This window comes from Arthrobacter sp. Z1-15 (genome assembly GCF_054792395.1).
This window is the reverse complement of the sequence record NZ_CP096454.1, coordinates 3,517,505-3,534,545: the sequence shown is the minus strand read 5'-3', so window position 1 is coordinate 3,534,545 and position 17,041 is coordinate 3,517,505. Positions and strand designations below refer to the sequence as shown.

Below are 17,041 nucleotides of genomic sequence, written 5' to 3'. Positions count from 1 at the left end.
GGGCCCGGCGAAGGGCTGCTAGGAGTCGACGCCGCTGCTGACCGCGTCCCTTTCGCGGGCCATCGCGATTTCCTCGGCCCGGGCGGCATTGGCTTCCTCGGTGAGTTCTGCGCCGGCCCGCGCATCACGGGTCAGGTTCTCGCCGGACTCGGGATCAAACAGGTGCACCTTGCGGGTGTCCAGCCACAGCTCGGCGTCCCGGCCGCCCCGGATGCGTGACGCCGCGTCCAGGGTGACCACAATCTGCGGCCGCAGCTCGTCGGCATCCATGTCGCGGGCGAGGTTGTCCAGCAGTTCCTTGACCTCGGGGTCCGGATTGAAGGGGATGTAGCCGTACTGTTCGTTGCCCAGCCACTCGGTGTGGCTGATCGGTGCGGTGAAGATTGAACCGTGCGGGCGCTTGGCCTCGTCAACAAACTTTGCGTCCTCAAAGAATTCCGGCCGCAGCCCCACCAGGACAATGTTCTTCCCGGCGGCCTTGTCCGCCCTGTCCTGCGGAATCGTGAGGTCTCCGACAGCGGTCCGCAGCACGTTTCCTTCCACCGTTGCCGGCAGGAAGTTCATCGACGGCGAGCCGATGAACCCGGCCACGAAGAGGTTGACGGGCTGCTCATAGAGCTCGCGCGGGGAAGCGACCTGCTGCAGGATGCCCTTTTTGAGGACTGCCACCCGGTCACCCAGAGTCATGGCCTCGGTCTGGTCGTGGGTCACATAGACGCTGGTGGTCCCGAGCCGGCGCTGCATCTGGGAGATCTCCGACCGCATCTGGCCGCGCAGCTTCGCATCCAGGTTCGACAGCGGCTCGTCGAAGAGGAACGCATCAGCCTGCCGGACAATCGCACGGCCCATGGCAACCCGCTGGCGCTGCCCGCCGGACAGGTTGGCCGGCTTGCGGTCCAGGTGCTCGGTGAGCTCCAGCGTGGCCGCTGCGTCGTTGACCAGCTTGCGGACCTGTTCCTCGGTGTACTTCCCCTTGGCCAGGCGCAGCGGGAACGCGATGTTCTCGAAGACGGTGAGGTGGGGGTAGAGGGCGTAGTTCTGGAACACCATGGCGAGATTCCGGTCGCGGGGCGCCTTGTCGTTCACCCGCTCTCCGTTGATGAGCAGGTCTCCCGAGGTGATGTCTTCCAGCCCCACGATCATGCGCAGCAACGTGGACTTGCCGCAGCCCGAGGGGCCCACCAGGATGATGAACTCGCCGTCCGCGATGTCCAAGCTGACATCGTTCACGGCGGGGAAGCCGTCTCCGTACTTTTTGACGAGATTCTTGAGGGTGATCGATGCCATGAGAACAAATCCTTTTCTTCGACCGGACGTGCCGGGACTAGCCCTTGACGGCGCCCTGGGTTAGACCCGAGACGATCTGGCGCTGGAACGCCAGCACCAGGACAACAACGGGAATGGTGACAATAATTGCGGCCGCCGAGATGGCGCCCGTCGGTTCTTCGAACTGGGACGCGCCGGTGAAGAATGCCAGAGCTGCCGGCACCGGCCGGGCCGCGTCGGTTGAGGTCAGCGAGATGCCGTAGACGAAGTCGTTCCAGGCGATAAAGAAGGCAATAATCGCCGTCGTGAATACCCCGGGTGCGGCCAGCGGCACGATGGCCTTCCGGAACGCCTGCCAGGTGGTGGCGCCGTCAACCTGGGCGGCCTGTTCCAGCTCCCAGGGGATCTGCCGGAAGAAGGCTGACAGGGTCCAGATGGAGATCGGGAGCGTCAACGACAGATACGGAATAATCAAACCGGGCCAGGTGTCGTAGAGCCCGATGTTGCGCCACAGATTGAACAGCGGCGTCACGATGGAAATGACCGGGAAGATCGACACGCCGAGTGCGGTGGTCAGGATCAGCTTCTTGCCCGGGAAATCCAGCCGCGCAATGGCATAGGCGCACAGGGTGGCCAGCACGACGGCGATGAAGGTGGCGATGAGCGAAATGCCGATCGAGTTGCGCAGCGAGGAGAGGAACAGGCCCTGCGCGTCACCGACCAGGATCTGTTCATAGTTGGAGAACGACCAGGTGGTGGGAAGGAACGTTCCCGATGTCAGGTCGCTGGGCAGCTTGAACGACGTGGCCAGGATGGAAGCCACCGGAAACAGTGCGTACAGGATGACCAGGATCGAGATAATCGTCCAGGTGATCCGCCGCCTCGTGGGCGAGGCTTTCATTAGTTACCCCCTCGTGCACCGGTGAGGTCCACCTTGAACAGTTTGATGGCGATGAAGCAGATGAGGATGACGCACAGGAACAGCAGCACGGACACAGCTGAGCCCATGCCTATTTCGAGCCTGGTAATCGAGGTGCGGTAGGCGAGCAGGGAGAGGACCTCCGTCCCGTACGCGCCGTTGGTCATGATGTAGACGTTGTCAAAGATTCGGAAGGCATCAAGGGCCCGGAAGAGCACGGCAACCATGATGGCGGCCTTCATGTTGGGGAGGATGACCCGGGACATCCGCTGCCACCAGGTGGCGCCGTCGACTTCGGCGGCTTCCGTCAGCTCACCCGGAACCTGCGCCAGTCCGGCAAGGAGCAGCAGGGAGATGAACGGGGTGGTCTTCCAGATCTCCGAGGCCATGATGACAAACAGGGCGCTGGGACCGTTGGCGAACCAGTTCAGGTCCGGGTTGATGCCGGGCACCCAGTCAAACCAGTTGTTGATGTACCCCGAATCGATGTCGAAGGCGTAGAACCAGGCAAAGGCCGATACCACCGTGATGATGCCGTACGGCACCAGGATGGCTGTGCGCAGCCAGCCGCGGACGGCCTTCAATGCGCTGTTCATCACCAGGGCGAGGGCAAAGCCCAGGACCAGTTCCACCACAACGGTGATGACGGTGATCAGCAGCGTTACTCCGAGGTCCCGCCAGAACAGGGAATCCGTGAGGATCACTGCGTAGTTGCCAAGGCCGATGAATTCGCGGTCGGCCGGAGCCGTGAGCCGGTACTTGAACAGCGACTCCCACACGGCCAGCAGGATGGGGTAGGCGGTGACCGCCAGCATGATGATGAACGCCGGGAGCGCCAGCGACAGGCCGAGCCGCCGTTCGGAACGGGCCCGGTCACTGAGCCGGGGCTTGGCCGGAGCCGGGGCCGGGGTGGTTCCCCTGGGGGCTTCTACGGAAGTACTCACAACAGCTTCTCCCCTTTCAGGACCGCAAGAATGAATTCGCCGCTTGTTGCCGGCGTGGTGGCCGGATCAACCGCGCTTGGCGGAGTCCAGGTCTGCTGGATTCCGGTCGACACCTCGTTGTAGTACGGGGTTTGCGGCCGGGGCTTGGACAGTTCAAGGGACTCCCTGATGGTTTCCGCCATCGGGAACGTATCGGTCACTCCGGGAGCGTCGTAGGCCGCGGCGCTCGCCGGCGGGTTGCCGTTGGTGGTGAAGTACTGGGCCTGGTTTTCCGGGCTCACAATGCATTCAATCGCCTGGTAGGCCAGATCCGGATACTTGCTGTTGGAGCCGACACCCAGGTCGATGCCTCCCAGCGGCGGAGCGGTGTCTTCACCTTCGTTGACCTGCGGGTAGAGCGTCCAGCCGATGTCTTCGATCAGACCTGCCGGCAGCGTTCCCGCCGTCACCGCTTCATTGGTGGCGGGCCAGACGAAAGGGTAGTTCACCATGAAGGACCCCTGGTCCCCCTGGAACTGGATCATGGACGTGTTTTCAGTTTGGGTGGGAAGGCCGGGCCCGCCAAGCCCTTCCTTGCCGATGGTGGATACGATTTCCGCGGCCTGGGTTCCGGCTTCCGAGTCGATGCCGAGCCGGATTTCATCCGCCGGTGCGTCGGGATTTTCAACGATCGTGCCGCCGGCCGATTCAATCAGTGCGTTCACCCACACGGTCATGGACTCCGCGCGGGCACCCTGGACACCGATGTACTTGTCCTGGCTGGCGGCCGCTTGGATGATCTGGTCCCACGTCACGGGTTGGGTCATGTCCATGCCGGCTGCCTCAGCCACTGATTTGCGGTACCAGAGGATCTGCGTGTTGGCCCAGAACGGAACGGCCACCAGCTTGTCCTTCCAGCGGGCTCCGGCCAGGGCGCCTTCCACCACATCTTGAGTGGTGCGTTCCGCAACGTCCTCGGGTACGGGCGCCAGATAGCCCGGCTCCGCGAATTCGGGAACGAAGGGCGGGTCCAGGCTCATGATGTCCATGGTGTCGTCGCCTGCTGCCAACCGCCGGGCAAGCTGCTCCCGCTGCGCTGCCGCGTCATTGGGGAGCAGGGACGTTTGAATGGTGTAAGCGCCGTCCGACTGCTCGGTGCAGGTCTCCGCGATGGTGGCCTGGCCTCCGGCGTCCGGATTGATGTACCAGGTGAGGGTGGGAGGCCCTTCAGCAGAGCTGCACCCGCTGAGCAAAGTGGCTCCGACTGCGAGAGCAAGCCCTGCGGCGGCGTGGGTCCTTTTGCGGGTTCGGCCGTAGTGTCGTGCGTCCGTTGGCATCGGTGCTGTGCCTCCACCTCGTCGTAGGCGCGGACCGGGTAAATCCGCGGCGGCTGCCACCCTCAGCAGCCTTTCGAACGACATTATGCCCTGACAGTGTTTTGCGCCACTGCCAAGCGGGCGCAGGGAAGTAGTTTCCTCAGGTCAGGAGCGCAGCGATCCCCACCAGGACGGGAAGCGAGACCACTGTGGTGAGGAGCACGGTGTCCTTAGCGACGAGTACGCCTTCCTCATAGCGGCTGGCGGCAACAAATACGTTCTGCGCGGTGGGCAGGGCGGCGGTGACGACGACGGCGAACAGCAGGTGCCCCTCCATCCCCAGGGCGAACCGCGCCAGCAGATAGGCCAGCACAGGCTGCAGCACCAGTTTGAACGCCGACGCCAGCACGACGTCGGCGCGCCGGCCGCCGTCGCGCCGAAGCAGCCGTGAGCCAACCAGGGAAATTCCGAAGGCCAGGAGCATGGCCGGCACGGCGGCACCTCCGATCAGAGTGACCGGTTCGAGGATGATAACCGGCAGCTTCAGCCCGGTGGCCGCCAGGACCAAGCCGGTCAGGGTGCCGATGATGATGGGATTTCGGACAATCTGGCCCAGGAAAATGCGCAGCGAAGTGCGCCGTCCGCTGGTCGCCGAGTCCAGGAGCATCAGGAACATCGGGGTAAAGATGGCCATCTGGAAAATCAGGACCGGCGCGATGTACGCCGCGTCTCCCAGAACGTACACCGCGATCGGCAGGCCCAGGTTGGCGCCGTTGACCAGTGACGAGGACATGGCGGAAATCAGCAGTTCGGGCAGCGGGCGGCGCAGCCACCAGCGGGTGCACAGCACAAAGGCGGCAGCGGTGGCGAACGCGCTGGCGGCGGCAACGAGCAGGGGCAGTGAGAACACCGTGTGCAGGTCCGCATCGCTCATCGTTACCAGCAGCAGCGCCGGTGAGGCCACGAAGAACGCGAGCCGGCTCAGGACGTTTTGGGCGTTGTCGCCGAGCACCCCCAGCCGGCCGATCAGATAGCCGACAAGGATGATGATCCAGACAACCGCAAACCCGGTCAGTACCCCCAGCACCGGGTACTACAGCACGGACGGGGGAAGGGAGGCCCTGCGGACCTCGGGCGAGGGGGCGGGCTGGGGCGGTAAGTGGCTCATCGCCGCCCAGTATACGGCCGGAAGCGAACGGAGCGGAAAAGATGAAACCCCGGAAATCGCAAGGATTTCCGGGGTTTCCGTGGAGCGGGCGACGGGAATCGAACCCGCGTATCAAGCTTGGGAAGCTAGCGCTCTACCATTGAGCTACGCCCGCAAAGCCGGAGTACTCCGGCACAGAAAACTACTTTACATGTAACCCCGGCCTCACCCGAATTCGCCGTGCGGGGCGTCGCCGTCCCGCTCCCCGCCGGTTTGCCCGGGGCCGTCGCCGCTGGCTTGCCGGGCGCGTTCCACCAGGTCCCGCCAGCGCCCCTGCACACACTGTTCCGGCAGCGTCACCGCGGTTTGTCCCACCTGGAATTCGTACACAAAACGGTCGGAGCCGCCGGGCTGTTCCGGCGGGGGATTCTGCAGCAGGGGGAGCCATTCCCGTTCAGCCTCCTCCGAGCTGACCTGGGCGCTCCAGACCCTCGTGAGGCCGGCGAATCCGCCCGTTCGAACCACTACGATCTTCATGGCAGCACGCCCACCGCTTCCCAGGCATCGGCTACGGCACTGTATTCGGCTCCGGCCGTCCCGTAGCGTTTTCCGGCTGCGGCGAGTGTCCCCGCCGCAAACAGGTCGAAGGTGCAGTCCGCCGGCAGGTCCTGCTCGGTGATGGTGTCGTACCAGATCTGGCCGGCGCGCTCCCAGGCAAAGTTCCCCAGCGTGGCGGCAGCCAGGTAGAAGGCATGGTTGGGGATGCCGGAGTTGATGTGGACCCCGCCGTTGTCTGCTTCGGTGGAAACATAACCGGCCATGGAAGCGGGCTGCGGATCCCTGCCCAGGACGTCGTCGTCGTAGGCCGTCCCGGGAGCTTTCAGGGAGCGGATGGCCGTCCCGGACACTTGCTCGGTGAACAGGCCCGCACCCACCAGCCAGGTTGCCTCAGCGGCTTCCTGGTGCAGGAGTTTTTGCTCCGTCAGAACGCCGAAGACATCGGACACCGACTCGTTCAGCGCCCCGGCCTGGCCCTGGTATTCGAACCGGGAGGTGTACTGGATGACTCCGTGGGTCAGCTCATGGGCGATAACCGTCAGCGACTTCGTGAACCGCTGGAAGACCTCTCCGTCGCCGTCCCCGCAGACCATGCGCCCGCCGTTCCAGAAGGCGTTGTCGTACTCCCGCCCGTAATGCACGGTGGCGGCCAGCAAACCGCCGGCACCGTCAACCGAGGCCCTGCCGTAAATGTCCCTGAACAGCGCATGGGTGGCACCGAGTCCCTCGTAGGCTTCGTCCACTGCTTCGTCCCGGGAAGGCTCGTCGCCCTCGGAGCGGATCAGGGTGCCCGGCAGCGTTTCCGTGCCTCCGGCGTCGGACACTTCCCGCCGCAGGGACGGCGCAAGAGCCGTCCCCGGCGGCGGGGCGGGAGACTGCCTGGCCCGGGACCGGGCGTACTCCAGCGGAGGCAGCTCGGCCAAAGCCCGCCGTGCTGCCTCCGCTGCCCTGGTGAAACTGCCTCCCTGCTGCTCCGCGATGCGGGCCAGCAGATAGGGGGGAACAATGGAGCAGATCATGGGTGACCTCCGATGCCGGATGCGGCAGGAGCAGGATTCTGCACCTGTGGGCTCAGCCTAGAGGCCCCGTCCGACAGTGCAAGGGGAGGCGGTCAATCCGCCCCGGCTACGGTGCCTGCGGGGTGTCTGCTTCGCCGTCGGAAGCTGCCGGTGCCGCCCGGTTGGCTGCAGCCTGGTCATAGGCGGCCACAATGGCTGCTACACCCTCGGGCGCCAGTTCAAGGCCCATGTCACTGCCCGGGTTGATCGCCAGCCCGTAGCCCTGCGCGATGCTGCGCAGCGTCGCCTCACCCCCGGCCTTGACCATGACCGGGGCCTGTTCCCGGATCTGCTCCGGGACGCGGGCGGCGGTGGTGAAAGTGGCTGCCACCGCGGATTCACCCTCCGGCGCCCTCAGGACCAGTGCCTGGAAGGACGCGGGATCCTGCTCGTCCTGGAGCCGGCCCACGCTGAGCAGCTCCGATTCGCAGATGCGCGCCACCAGCTCCTGGCTGCTGATCCGTCCTTCTTTTCCGGCAGCAATCGCCTCTTCCAGCGCTGCTGCTCCCTCCGGATCCTGATACTGCGTCTGCCCGGGAACGGCATCTTCCTGTCCCGTGCTGTCGGTGCTGTCGGTGCTCTCCATGGGACTCTCCTTGGAAGTTCTGTTAAATGCCTTGTTCATCGCGTTATGCCCAGCGGCAAGTTTGGCACAGCGGCAGGGGGGTCTTTCAAGCGGCGGGTCTTTCGAATGCGGAGCCGCCGGTGCGCCGGGGAGGGCGCAGCGCACCGGGGAGGGCTACCGTAGGAGCTGTCTGAACCGCCACGAAACACGGAGCACCGATGAGCGTCAGCAGGAACACCCGCAGCCTGGAAGCCGGTATCGAACGGGACTTCAGCGACAAGATGAGCTACGGCTCCTACCTGGCGCTGGAGACGCTGCTGGACTCCCAGCATCCGGTCAGCAATCCCGAGCACCACGATGAAATGCTGTTCATCATTCAGCACCAGACCTCCGAGCTGTGGCTGAAGCTGGTCCTGCACGAGCTGCGGGCCGTGCGGTCCAAGCTTGCCGGGGACAACCTGCGCGGGGCCATGAAGGGTATCGCCCGGATCAAGCACATCCAGCGCTCGCTGACGGAACAATGGTCAGTGCTGGCCACGCTGACTCCCTCGGAGTACTCGGAGTTCCGCGGGGACCTCGGCGCCTCCAGCGGGTTCCAGTCCTACCAGTACCGCGCGGTGGAATTCCTGCTGGGCAATAAGAACGCCGGTATGGTCAATGTCTTTGCAGCGGATCCGGCAGCTATGGAACTGCTCACCGAGCTCCTCGGACAAACCAGCATCTACGACGAGTTCATCCGCTTCCTGCACCGGCGCGGATACGCCGTCCCCGGGGAGCTGCTGGACCGGGACGTGACCCGGGCACACGTGGCGAACGAGGACCTGATGCGTGTTTACAAACACGTTTACGAGAACGCTTCCGAGCACTGGGACATCTACGAAGCCTGCGAGGAGCTCGTGGACCTGGAAGACAACTTCCAGCTGTGGCGCTTCCGGCACCTGAAGACCGTGGAGCGCACCATCGGATTCAAGCGGGGAACCGGCGGATCCTCCGGAGCTTCCTTCCTCCAGCGGGCGCTGGAGCTGACGTTTTTCCCCGAGCTGTACGCGGTCCGGACGGAAATCGGCCGCTGAGGGCACCGGCCGGACCCGGGCGGCCGGAGGGCGGGAATGCGCTATTTTTAGAAGGTGCTGATTTCTGACCGCGACATCCGAACCGAGATTGCCGACAAGCGGATCGTTCTTGATCCCTATGAACCCGGAATGGTCCAGCCGTCCAGTGTGGATGTGCGCATTGACCGGTTCTTCCGGCTCTTCGACAACCACAAGTACGCGCACATCGATCCCTCCCTGGACCAGCCGGACCTGACCCGCCTGGTGGAGGTCGATCCCGATGAACCGTTCATTCTGCACCCGGGTGAATTTGTGCTCGGTTCCACCTACGAGACCGTCACCCTTCCGGACGATATCGCCGCGCGGCTTGAGGGCAAGTCCTCGCTGGGCCGGCTCGGCCTGCTGACGCACTCCACGGCCGGCTTCATCGACCCCGGGTTCTCCGGCCACGTCACGCTGGAGCTGTCCAACATGGCAACGCTGCCGATCAAGCTCTGGCCCGGGTCCAAGATCGGCCAGCTGTGCTTCTTCCGGCTGACCTCGCCCGCCGAGTTCGCCTACGGCTCCGGGCAGTACGGAAACCGCTACCAGGGGCAGCGCGGCCCGACGGCGTCGCGCAGCCACCTGAACTTCCACCGCAGCGCGGTCTAGGCTCCTCCGAGCCTCCGGAACCGCCGTTATACCTCCGGAACCACCGCACGCGGTGTCTTGTCCGGAGAGCGGACGGGCAGCAGTGCCAGCAGGCCCAGGAGCAGGACGAGCAGGATGCCCAGGATGCCGTAGCGCTGGGCGCCGAAGATACTGATGAACGCGGCGAACAGTGCCGGTGCCAGGAAGCTCACGGCACGGCCGGTCGTGGCGTAGAGCCCGAACAGTTCGGCTTCCTGGCCCTCGGGCGCAAGCCTGGCCAGGAAGGCCCGGGACGCGGACTGGGCAGGTCCCACAAACAGGCACAGGAGCAGGCCGAAGATCCAGAACGTGGTGTCGCCGGACCACTGCAGCCCCAGCATGCTCTGCTCATCGGGGCCAAAAACCGCGATCAGTCCGCCGGAGACCAGCAGCCCGACCAGCGAGAAGACAATGACGTTTTTCGGTCCGACCCGGTCATCGAGAACCCCGCCGGCGATGGCGCCCACGGCGGCCACCACGTTGCCGAAGATCGCGAACATGATCACCTCGGGCAATTCCCAGCCGAAGGTTCCCCCGGCAATCACGCCGCCGAAGGTGAAGACCGCGGCCAGGCCGTCCCGGAACACGGCGCTGGCCAGCAGGAACCAGACCGTATGCGGGCTGGTCTTGAAAATGGCCTTGATGCGGCGGAAGAGCAGCCCGTAGGAGGCGAAGAAGCCGATTCCCGCGGCACGCTGCTGCCGGGGGACTTCGGGAACCATGAACAACACCGGAAGCGCAAAGACGGCCAGCCAGACGGCGGCGAAGACAGCAACGGCCCGGATGTTCAGGCCGTCCTCCGAGGTGACGCCGAACCATCCGACATCGGGGTTGATAAATCCGACCAGCACTGCGGCCAGGGCAGCGATGCCGCCCACATACCCCATGCCCCAGCCGAAGCCGCTGACCCTGCCGACCGTGGCGGGGGTGGAGATCTGCGACAGCATGGCGTTGTAGTTGACGCCGGCAAATTCGCTGAAGACGTTGCCCAGGGCAATCAGGCCCACTCCCAGCAGCAGGAACTCCGGGCGCGGAAAGACAAAGAAGCAGAGGGCGGTGACCAGGCAGACCATCCCCGTATTGATCCCGAGCCACAGCTTCCGCCGCCCGCCGGCGTCGGAGCGCTGCCCGACGACGGGCGCCAGCAGCGCCACTGCCACTCCTGCCAGTGCCACGCCGTATCCGAGGACCGAGGAGGCATGAGCCTCGCCGCCGAAGCTCTCGGACGTCAGGTACACGGTGAACACAAAGGTGGTCATGACCGCGTTGAACGCCGCGGATCCCCAGTCCCAGGCCGCCCATGCCGCGACCTGCCGCTTCCGGATGGCCGGCGGCCGGAAACCGCCGGGTGATGCGCGCGGAACTTCTGTGTCGGAGGTCATAAGCCAGATGCTATCCCTGCGCGGTGCGGGGGCCGGGTTACCCGGAAGCTCCGGCATGTCTGTTGGTGCGGCGCCCGCTGTGGCACCGCCGATGAGACTTGGCTGTATGCCATGGGTAGAATAGGTGGACGCCCTCTGACCACCACCTTGATAACTGCAGCCCTGTCCGCGGCTGGAAGACAGTCAAAAAAGCTCGGGAGATCTAGTGCTAATTGTGCTCACCGTTTTGTTTACGGTGGCATTGGTGGCGCCCTTATTGTTCCGCAGGATCGGCCGGTCGGCGTTCTACGTCCTTGCCGCCGTCCCCGCAGCAGCCTTTGTGTGGCTGCTGGTCACGTTCCCCCGGTACACAGGTGCCGACCAGACGCTGGCCTCGGGCGCTCCCAACGCCCCGCCGTCCGTGATCATCCCCTGGATTCCCGATCTCCGCGTGGAGCTGGCATTCCGGATGGACACCCTGGCCGCGGTCCTTTCCATCCTTATCCTCGGCGTCGGATCACTGGTCCTTTTCTACTGCGCCCGCTATTTCCGGCCCGGGGACCCCCAAATGGGTGCCTTTGGTTCCCAGCTGCTGGCCTTCGCCGCGGCAATGTTCGGCCTTGTGACGGCAGATGACCTGATCCTGCTGTTCATTTTCTGGGAACTGACCACCATTCTGTCCTACCTGCTGATCGGCTACTCGGCGCACCGTTTGTCGGCACGCCGGGCGGCCCTGCAGGCGCTGATCGTCACCACCTTCGGCGGCCTGACGATGCTGGTGGGCATGGTCCTGATCGGAGACACCGCCGGTACCCTGCGGATCTCCGAAATCCTGGCCATGGCTCCGCAGCTGCTTGAGCGCGGCGCCGTCGTCGACGTGGCCATTGTGCTGATGCTCGTCGGCGCGGTGTCGAAATCCGCGCTGCTCCCGTTCCACTTCTGGCTCCCTGCCGCCATGGCCGCACCCACGCCGGTCAGCGCCTATCTGCACGCCGCTGCCATGGTCAAGGCCGGCATCTACCTGGTGGCACGCCTCGCCCCCGGCTTCTCGGAGTCCGCGTACTGGCACGTCGTCGTGCTGGTCCTGGGCCTTTCGACGATGCTGCTGGGCGGCTGGCGCGCGCTGCGCCAGTACGACCTGAAGCTGATCCTGGCCTACGGAACCGTCAGCCAGCTCGGTTTCCTGACCCTTGTGGTGGGGCTCGGCAACCGGGAAGCCGCCGTTGCCGGGCTGGGCATGCTACTGGCCCACGGCTTCTTCAAGGCGACCCTGTTCCTGGTGGTGGGCATCGTCGACCACCAGTCGGGCACCCGCGACATCCGCAAGCTCTCCGGCATCCACCGCTCCTCCCCGCAGCTGTTCATCGTGGCGCTCATCGGCGCCGCTTCGATGGCGGGCGTTCCGCCGCTGCTCGGCTTCGTGGGGAAGGAATCGGTCTACGAGACCTTCGTCCACTACGCCGAGAAACAGGGAACCGCAGGAGCTGCAGTGCTGCTGGCCGGCGTCGTCATCGGTTCCATCCTCACTTTCGCCTACAGTGCCCGGTTTGTCTGGGGCGGTTTTGCCACCAAGGCAAACTGCCCGCCCACGCCCTTCAAGCGGGTTCCCTGGGCCTTCCTCGCGGCTCCGGGCATCCTCGCCGTCGTCAGCGTGGTGTTCGGCCTGTGGCCGGCACCGCTGGACGCGGCCATCGTTTCCTACGCTGATCTGTACCCGGCCGACGGCGAACCCACGCACCTGGCGCTGTGGCACGGCTTCACCACCGCCCTGCTGCTCACGGTCATCACCATCGGGATGGGGCTGCTGCTCTTCTGGCAGCGCCTCGGCGTGGAACGGGTGCAGGCACGGTTCACCGCCCCGCTGGATGCCGAGCGCTCCTACCGCGGGATCATCGGCGTGCTCGACGACGTCGCGGTCTGGGTTACCGGCCGCACCCAGCGCGGTTCGCTGATGTTCTACCTCTTCGTCATCCTGTCGGTGGCGGTCGTGACCCCGCTGTTTGCGCTCATCGTGCGGGACGCGCCCCTGCCCGAGCAGTTCCACTGGTTTGACTCGCCGCTGCAGGTAGTCATCGGCGTCGGCATTATCCTGGGTGCGCTGGCAGCAGCCCGCGCCAACAAGCGCTTCCTCGCAGTGCTGATGGTCAGCGTCACCGGCTACGGAATTGCCCTGATCTTCGCCCTGCAGGGCGCACCCGACCTGGCCCTGACCCAGATGCTCGTGGAAACCATCGTCCTGGTGGCCTTTGTCCTGGCACTGCGTTCCCTGCCCGCCCGGCTGTGGAAGCGCGAACCGGCCGGCCACCGGCTGCTGCGCGCGGCGCTGGGCCTGGCCTTCGGAGCCACCATGGTCATGATCGCCATGACGGCCATGGCTTCCCGGGTCGCCGAGCCGATATCGCTGGCATTCCCGGACCTGGCCTACGAGGTGGGCGGCGGCGCCAACATTGTTAACGTGACGCTCGTTGACGTCCGCGCGTGGGACACCTTCGGAGAGCTCTCCGTCCTCGCCATGGCCGCCACCGGCGTCGCATCTCTGATCTTTGTCCGCGGACGCGGCGACAAGCGACGCCGGGCCGAGGGCGTTGCCACCGGCTCCGTGGACCGGGGACGCGAACACTTTGCGTCGTCGTCCGGACGCCAGCAGGCCACACTGGCACTGGCCCGCAAGTTCTCCAGCGTCAGCCGTGACGCCTGGCTGGTTGCCGGCCGGACACTTGCCCCGGAACGCCGGTCAATCATCTTTGAAGTGGTCACGCGCCTGCTGTTCCACTCGGTGATCCTGTTCTCGATCTACCTGCTGCTGGCCGGCCACAACATGCCCGGCGGCGGTTTTGCCGGCGGGCTCATGGCCGGACTCGCCCTGACCATCCGCTACCTGGCCGGCGGCCGCTTCGAACTGGCGGAAGCAAGCCCGGTCAGCGCCGGCCTCCTGCTTGGCGGCGGGCTCGGCATAGCCGGATTGTCAGCGGCCGTGCCGCTGTTCTTCGGCGGGCAGGTTCTGCAGAGCGCCATTATCAAGTTCACCTGGCCGCTCTTCGGCGAGATCAAGTTCGTCACCTCCACCATCTTCGACATCGGCGTGTACCTCGTGGTGGTCGGACTGGTGCTGGATGTCCTGCGGAGCCTGGGCTCCGAAATTGATGAACGCAGTGAAGGCGGTTCCTCCAGCCAGGAGGAGACACTGGAGCCCGAACCCGAAATAGCCAGCCGAGAGGAGGAGGTAGCCCGATGAGCATAAACATCACCTTTATGGTCATCATGGGAGCGCTGTACGCCTGCGGCATCTACCTGCTCCTGGAGCGCAGCCTGACCCGCGTGGTGCTGGGGCTGACCATGCTCACCAACGCCACGAACATCCTGCTGCTCTCCACCGGCGGGTTCCAGGGCCTTGCCCCGCTGTTCAACGCGGACATTGCAGCGGAAGACTACAACGACCCGCTGCCCCAGGCCTTTATCCTCACCTCCATCGTCATCTCCTTCTCCGTGACCGCGTTCATGCTGGGCATCATTTACCGTTCCTGGGTGCTGAGCCGCCAGGATGAGGTCCAGGACGACATCGAAGACCGCCGCGTGGCGAGCCAGAGCAGCTTTGATGCCGAAGACGACGCCGATGTCCCCGAGGACACCACCGAATTCACCCCGCCCGAAGAGGCTGAAGAGGCGCCGGGCTCCCTGCGCGCCACCGGTCAGAGCACCAGCCCGGAGGCCAAGGAATGAACACGATAAGTCTGGCCCCGCTGGCGGTGGTCCTGCCGTTCTTCGGTGCCGCCCTGGCCTTCATCCTGATCCGGCACACGCGCGCCCAGCGCGTAATCAGCATCAGCATCCTGACCGTGACGCTGATCCTGGAAGTGATCCTGCTGTTCTCGGTGTGGGAGACCGGTGCGCAGGCGGTGAACCTGGGCGGCTGGCTGCCGCCGGTGGGCATCACCATGGTGGTGGACCAGTTCTCCGCGCTGATGCTGGTGGTCTCCTCGGCCGTTAGCCTGGCGGTCCTCATATACGCCGCGGGGCAGGGCATGACCGACGGCGACGAGGACGGGCCGATCTCGATCTTCCACCCGACCTACCTGATCCTGGTGGCCGGGGTGTCCAATGCCTTCCTCGCCGGAGACCTGTTCAACCTGTACGTGGGCTTCGAAATCCTGCTTACGGCCAGCTACGTGCTGATGACCCTGGGCGGGACCACGCCGCGCATCCGCGCCGGCGTCACCTACGTGGTGGTGAGCGTGGTTTCCTCGCTGCTGTTCCTGATCACCATTGCCATGATTTACGCGGCCACCGGCACGGTCAACATGGCCGATCTGGCCGTCAAACTGGGCGACCTGGACCCGGGCACACAGCTGATGCTGCACCTGATGCTGCTGGTGGCGTTCGGCATCAAGGCCGCCGTCTTCCCGCTGTCCTTCTGGCTGCCTGACTCCTACCCGACGGCTCCGGCTCCGGTGACCGCCGTGTTTGCCGGGCTGCTGACCAAGGTTGGCGTCTACGCCATGGTCCGGACCGAGACGCTGCTCTTCCCCGGCGACCGGATCAATACGCTGCTAATGGTGGTGGCGGGGCTGACCATGGTGGTCGGGATCCTCGGCGCGCTGGCGCAGACGGACATCAAGCGAATGCTCTCCTTCACCCTTGTCAGCCACATCGGCTACATGGTGTTCGGGCTGGCCGTGGGATCGGTGATCGGCATTGGATCCGCCGTGTTCTACGTGGTCCACCACATTACGATCCAGACCTCGCTGTTCCTGGTCACAGGCCTGATTGAGCGCCGCGGCGGCACCGCCAACATGGACCGGCTGGGCGGGCTGGCCAAGCTGTCCCCGCTGCTGGCCGTGCTGTACTTCATTCCGGCCATTAACCTCGGCGGGATTCCGCCGTTCTCCGGCTTCCTCGGCAAGCTCGGGCTCATGGAAGCCGGCGTGGACCTGGGTACTCCGCTGGCCTACGTCCTGGTAGCCGCCAGCGTGCTGACCAGCCTCCTGACCCTGCTCGTGATGGCCCGCGTCTGGAACCGGGCATTCTGGCGGACACCGGAGGACGCAGTGCACCCCGACCCCATCCTGCTGGCCACGGGCGTCGGCGGCTCTTCACTGCGCAACTCCGGCGACGTTACCGAGAAGTCCTCGGGGAAGTTCGCCGGCCGCGACGCCGTCGACCTGCTGCCGCGGACCATGGTGTATCCCACCGTGGGGCTCGTGGCACTGGGTGTTTCGCTCAGTGTCCTGGCCGGGCCGCTGTTCTCGCTCAGCGACGACGCGGCACAGGACCTGCTGGACCGCACGCCCTACATTGAAGCCGTTTTGGGAGAGGGGGCTAACCGATGACCCGCAAAGCCCAAATGCGCAAGCGCCCGCGCGTGCCGCTGCTCAAGGAAATCCCGCTGCTGATCTGGCTGGTGTTCCTCTGGGGCGCCCTCTGGCAGGATTTCAGCGCCGGCAACCTGGTCTTCGGTGCGGTTATCGCTTTCATCGTGGCCAACATCTTCTACCTGCCGCCGGTGGAGCTCAGCGGCCGGTTCAACCCGGTTTATGCGCTGGGCTTCGCGGTCCGCTTCTTCTACAAGCTGGTCCACGCCAGCTTCGAAGTGCTGTGGCTGTCCGTTGCCAAGGGTCCGCACATCAAGAACGCCGTGGTGGGCGTGAAACTGCGCAGCCACTCGGACCTTCTGGTCACGGCCACCGGCCACGCGCTGTCGCTGATCCCCGGTTCCCTGGTGGTGGAGGTGGACCGGTCCACCTCCACGCTGTACCTGCACTGCCTGAACGTTTCCACCCCCGAACACGCGGATAAGGTCCGCAAGGACGTCCGGGACACCGAATCCTGGCTGATCCGCAGCATCGGCACCCGCGAGGACCTGGAAGTCCTGAAGGCTGAAGAAGCGTTGTCCCGAGGAGAAGCCGCCGTGCCGGGCGGTACCGCTGCAACCAGCAAGGGAGCCCCGTCATGATGACCGTTTTTGTGGTCCTGGTGTCCATCATGCTGTCGGCCTCAGCGGCCGGTGCGATTTTCCGGATCGCCCGCGGACCGTCCATTCTGGACCGGGTGCTGGCAGCCGATGTCCTGCTGGCAATCGTTGGTGCCGCTCTCGCAACGGACATGATCGTGAACAAGAACCTCAACTTCCTGGCGCTCCTGGTGTCCGTCTCGCTGATCGGCTTCATTGGCTCCGTGACGGTTGCCCGCTTCGTTACGGACAGGAGATAA

16 protein-coding genes and 1 tRNA gene are annotated in these 17,041 nt (G+C 65.1%); 7 read left to right on the top strand and 10 right to left on the bottom strand.

Going from position 1 to position 17,041, the window contains the following annotated elements; genetic code table 11:
* Positions 1-18: 18 nt before the first annotated feature.
* The 9 genes from M1D40_RS16355 to M1D40_RS16315 form a co-directional block, all read right to left on the bottom strand.
* A complete protein-coding gene (locus M1D40_RS16355; RefSeq protein ID WP_341395152.1) occupies positions 19-1,287 on the bottom strand; it encodes an ABC transporter ATP-binding protein in 1,269 nt (422 codons plus the stop codon).
* A gap of 37 nt (positions 1,288-1,324) precedes the next feature.
* Complete coding sequence (locus M1D40_RS16350) at positions 1,325-2,167, bottom strand: carbohydrate ABC transporter permease (protein ID WP_341395153.1); 843 nt, start codon at positions 2,165-2,167, stop codon at positions 1,325-1,327.
* Positions 2,167-3,129, bottom strand: coding sequence for a carbohydrate ABC transporter permease (locus M1D40_RS16345; RefSeq protein ID WP_341395154.1), 963 nt, complete (start codon positions 3,127-3,129; stop codon positions 2,167-2,169). The genes M1D40_RS16350 and M1D40_RS16345 overlap by 1 nt, the downstream gene beginning before the upstream one ends.
* Positions 3,126-4,445: an extracellular solute-binding protein gene (locus M1D40_RS16340; protein WP_341395155.1), complete on the bottom strand. Its 1,320-nt coding sequence runs from the start codon at positions 4,443-4,445 to the stop codon at positions 3,126-3,128. The genes M1D40_RS16345 and M1D40_RS16340 overlap by 4 nt, the downstream gene beginning before the upstream one ends.
* Before the next feature lie 139 nt (positions 4,446-4,584).
* A complete protein-coding gene (locus M1D40_RS16335) occupies positions 4,585-5,511 on the bottom strand; it encodes an AEC family transporter (RefSeq protein WP_341395156.1) in 927 nt (308 codons plus the stop codon).
* A gap of 161 nt (positions 5,512-5,672) precedes the next feature.
* Positions 5,673-5,746 (bottom strand) — tRNA-Gly (locus M1D40_RS16330).
* A gap of 50 nt (positions 5,747-5,796) precedes the next feature.
* Positions 5,797-6,108: a protealysin inhibitor emfourin gene (locus tag M1D40_RS16325; protein WP_341395157.1), complete on the bottom strand. Its 312-nt coding sequence runs from the start codon at positions 6,106-6,108 to the stop codon at positions 5,797-5,799.
* Positions 6,105-7,148, bottom strand: coding sequence for a M4 family metallopeptidase (locus M1D40_RS16320; protein WP_461169502.1), 1,044 nt, complete (start codon positions 7,146-7,148; stop codon positions 6,105-6,107). Before M1D40_RS16320 ends, M1D40_RS16325 begins: the two co-directional genes overlap by 4 nt.
* Positions 7,149-7,254: 106 nt before the next feature.
* Positions 7,255-7,773: an SseB family protein gene (locus M1D40_RS16315; protein ID WP_461169501.1), complete on the bottom strand. Its 519-nt coding sequence runs from the start codon at positions 7,771-7,773 to the stop codon at positions 7,255-7,257.
* A gap of 197 nt (positions 7,774-7,970) precedes the next feature.
* Here M1D40_RS16315 and M1D40_RS16310 point away from each other — a divergent pair, with 197 nt between their 5' ends.
* The gene (locus M1D40_RS16310; RefSeq protein WP_461169500.1) at positions 7,971-8,825 is read left to right on the top strand and encodes a tryptophan 2,3-dioxygenase; all 855 of its coding nucleotides are present in this window, start codon (positions 7,971-7,973) and stop codon (positions 8,823-8,825) included.
* A 54-nt stretch (positions 8,826-8,879) separates the two neighbouring features.
* On the top strand, positions 8,880-9,455 hold the full coding sequence (gene dcd, locus M1D40_RS16305; RefSeq protein ID WP_341395161.1) for a dCTP deaminase: 576 nt from the start codon (positions 8,880-8,882) through the stop codon (positions 9,453-9,455).
* 26 nt (positions 9,456-9,481) lie between these two features.
* Here dcd and M1D40_RS16300 read toward each other — a convergent pair whose 3' ends face one another.
* Positions 9,482-10,855 carry an MFS transporter gene (locus tag M1D40_RS16300; protein WP_461169499.1) on the bottom strand — a complete coding sequence of 458 codons (1,374 nt, stop codon included), beginning with the start codon at positions 10,853-10,855 and terminating at the stop codon, positions 9,482-9,484.
* A 205-nt stretch (positions 10,856-11,060) separates the two neighbouring features.
* Here M1D40_RS16300 and M1D40_RS16295 point away from each other — a divergent pair, with 205 nt between their 5' ends.
* From M1D40_RS16295 to M1D40_RS16275, 5 genes are read left to right on the top strand one after another with little or no spacing between them, the layout of a single operon-like run.
* Positions 11,061-14,069 carry a Na+/H+ antiporter subunit A gene (locus tag M1D40_RS16295; protein WP_461169498.1) on the top strand — a complete coding sequence of 1,003 codons (3,009 nt, stop codon included), beginning with the start codon at positions 11,061-11,063 and terminating at the stop codon, positions 14,067-14,069.
* Complete coding sequence (locus M1D40_RS16290; RefSeq protein WP_152223407.1) at positions 14,066-14,554, top strand: Na(+)/H(+) antiporter subunit C; 489 nt, start codon at positions 14,066-14,068, stop codon at positions 14,552-14,554. Before M1D40_RS16295 ends, M1D40_RS16290 begins: the two co-directional genes overlap by 4 nt.
* Positions 14,551-16,161 carry a Na+/H+ antiporter subunit D gene (locus M1D40_RS16285; RefSeq protein WP_341395164.1) on the top strand — a complete coding sequence of 537 codons (1,611 nt, stop codon included), beginning with the start codon at positions 14,551-14,553 and terminating at the stop codon, positions 16,159-16,161. The genes M1D40_RS16290 and M1D40_RS16285 overlap by 4 nt, the downstream gene beginning before the upstream one ends.
* Positions 16,158-16,784 carry a Na+/H+ antiporter subunit E gene (locus M1D40_RS16280; protein ID WP_461169497.1) on the top strand — a complete coding sequence of 209 codons (627 nt, stop codon included), beginning with the start codon at positions 16,158-16,160 and terminating at the stop codon, positions 16,782-16,784. The genes M1D40_RS16285 and M1D40_RS16280 overlap by 4 nt, the downstream gene beginning before the upstream one ends.
* A complete protein-coding gene (locus M1D40_RS16275) occupies positions 16,784-17,041 on the top strand; it encodes a monovalent cation/H+ antiporter complex subunit F (RefSeq protein ID WP_461171077.1) in 258 nt (85 codons plus the stop codon). Before M1D40_RS16280 ends, M1D40_RS16275 begins: the two co-directional genes overlap by 1 nt.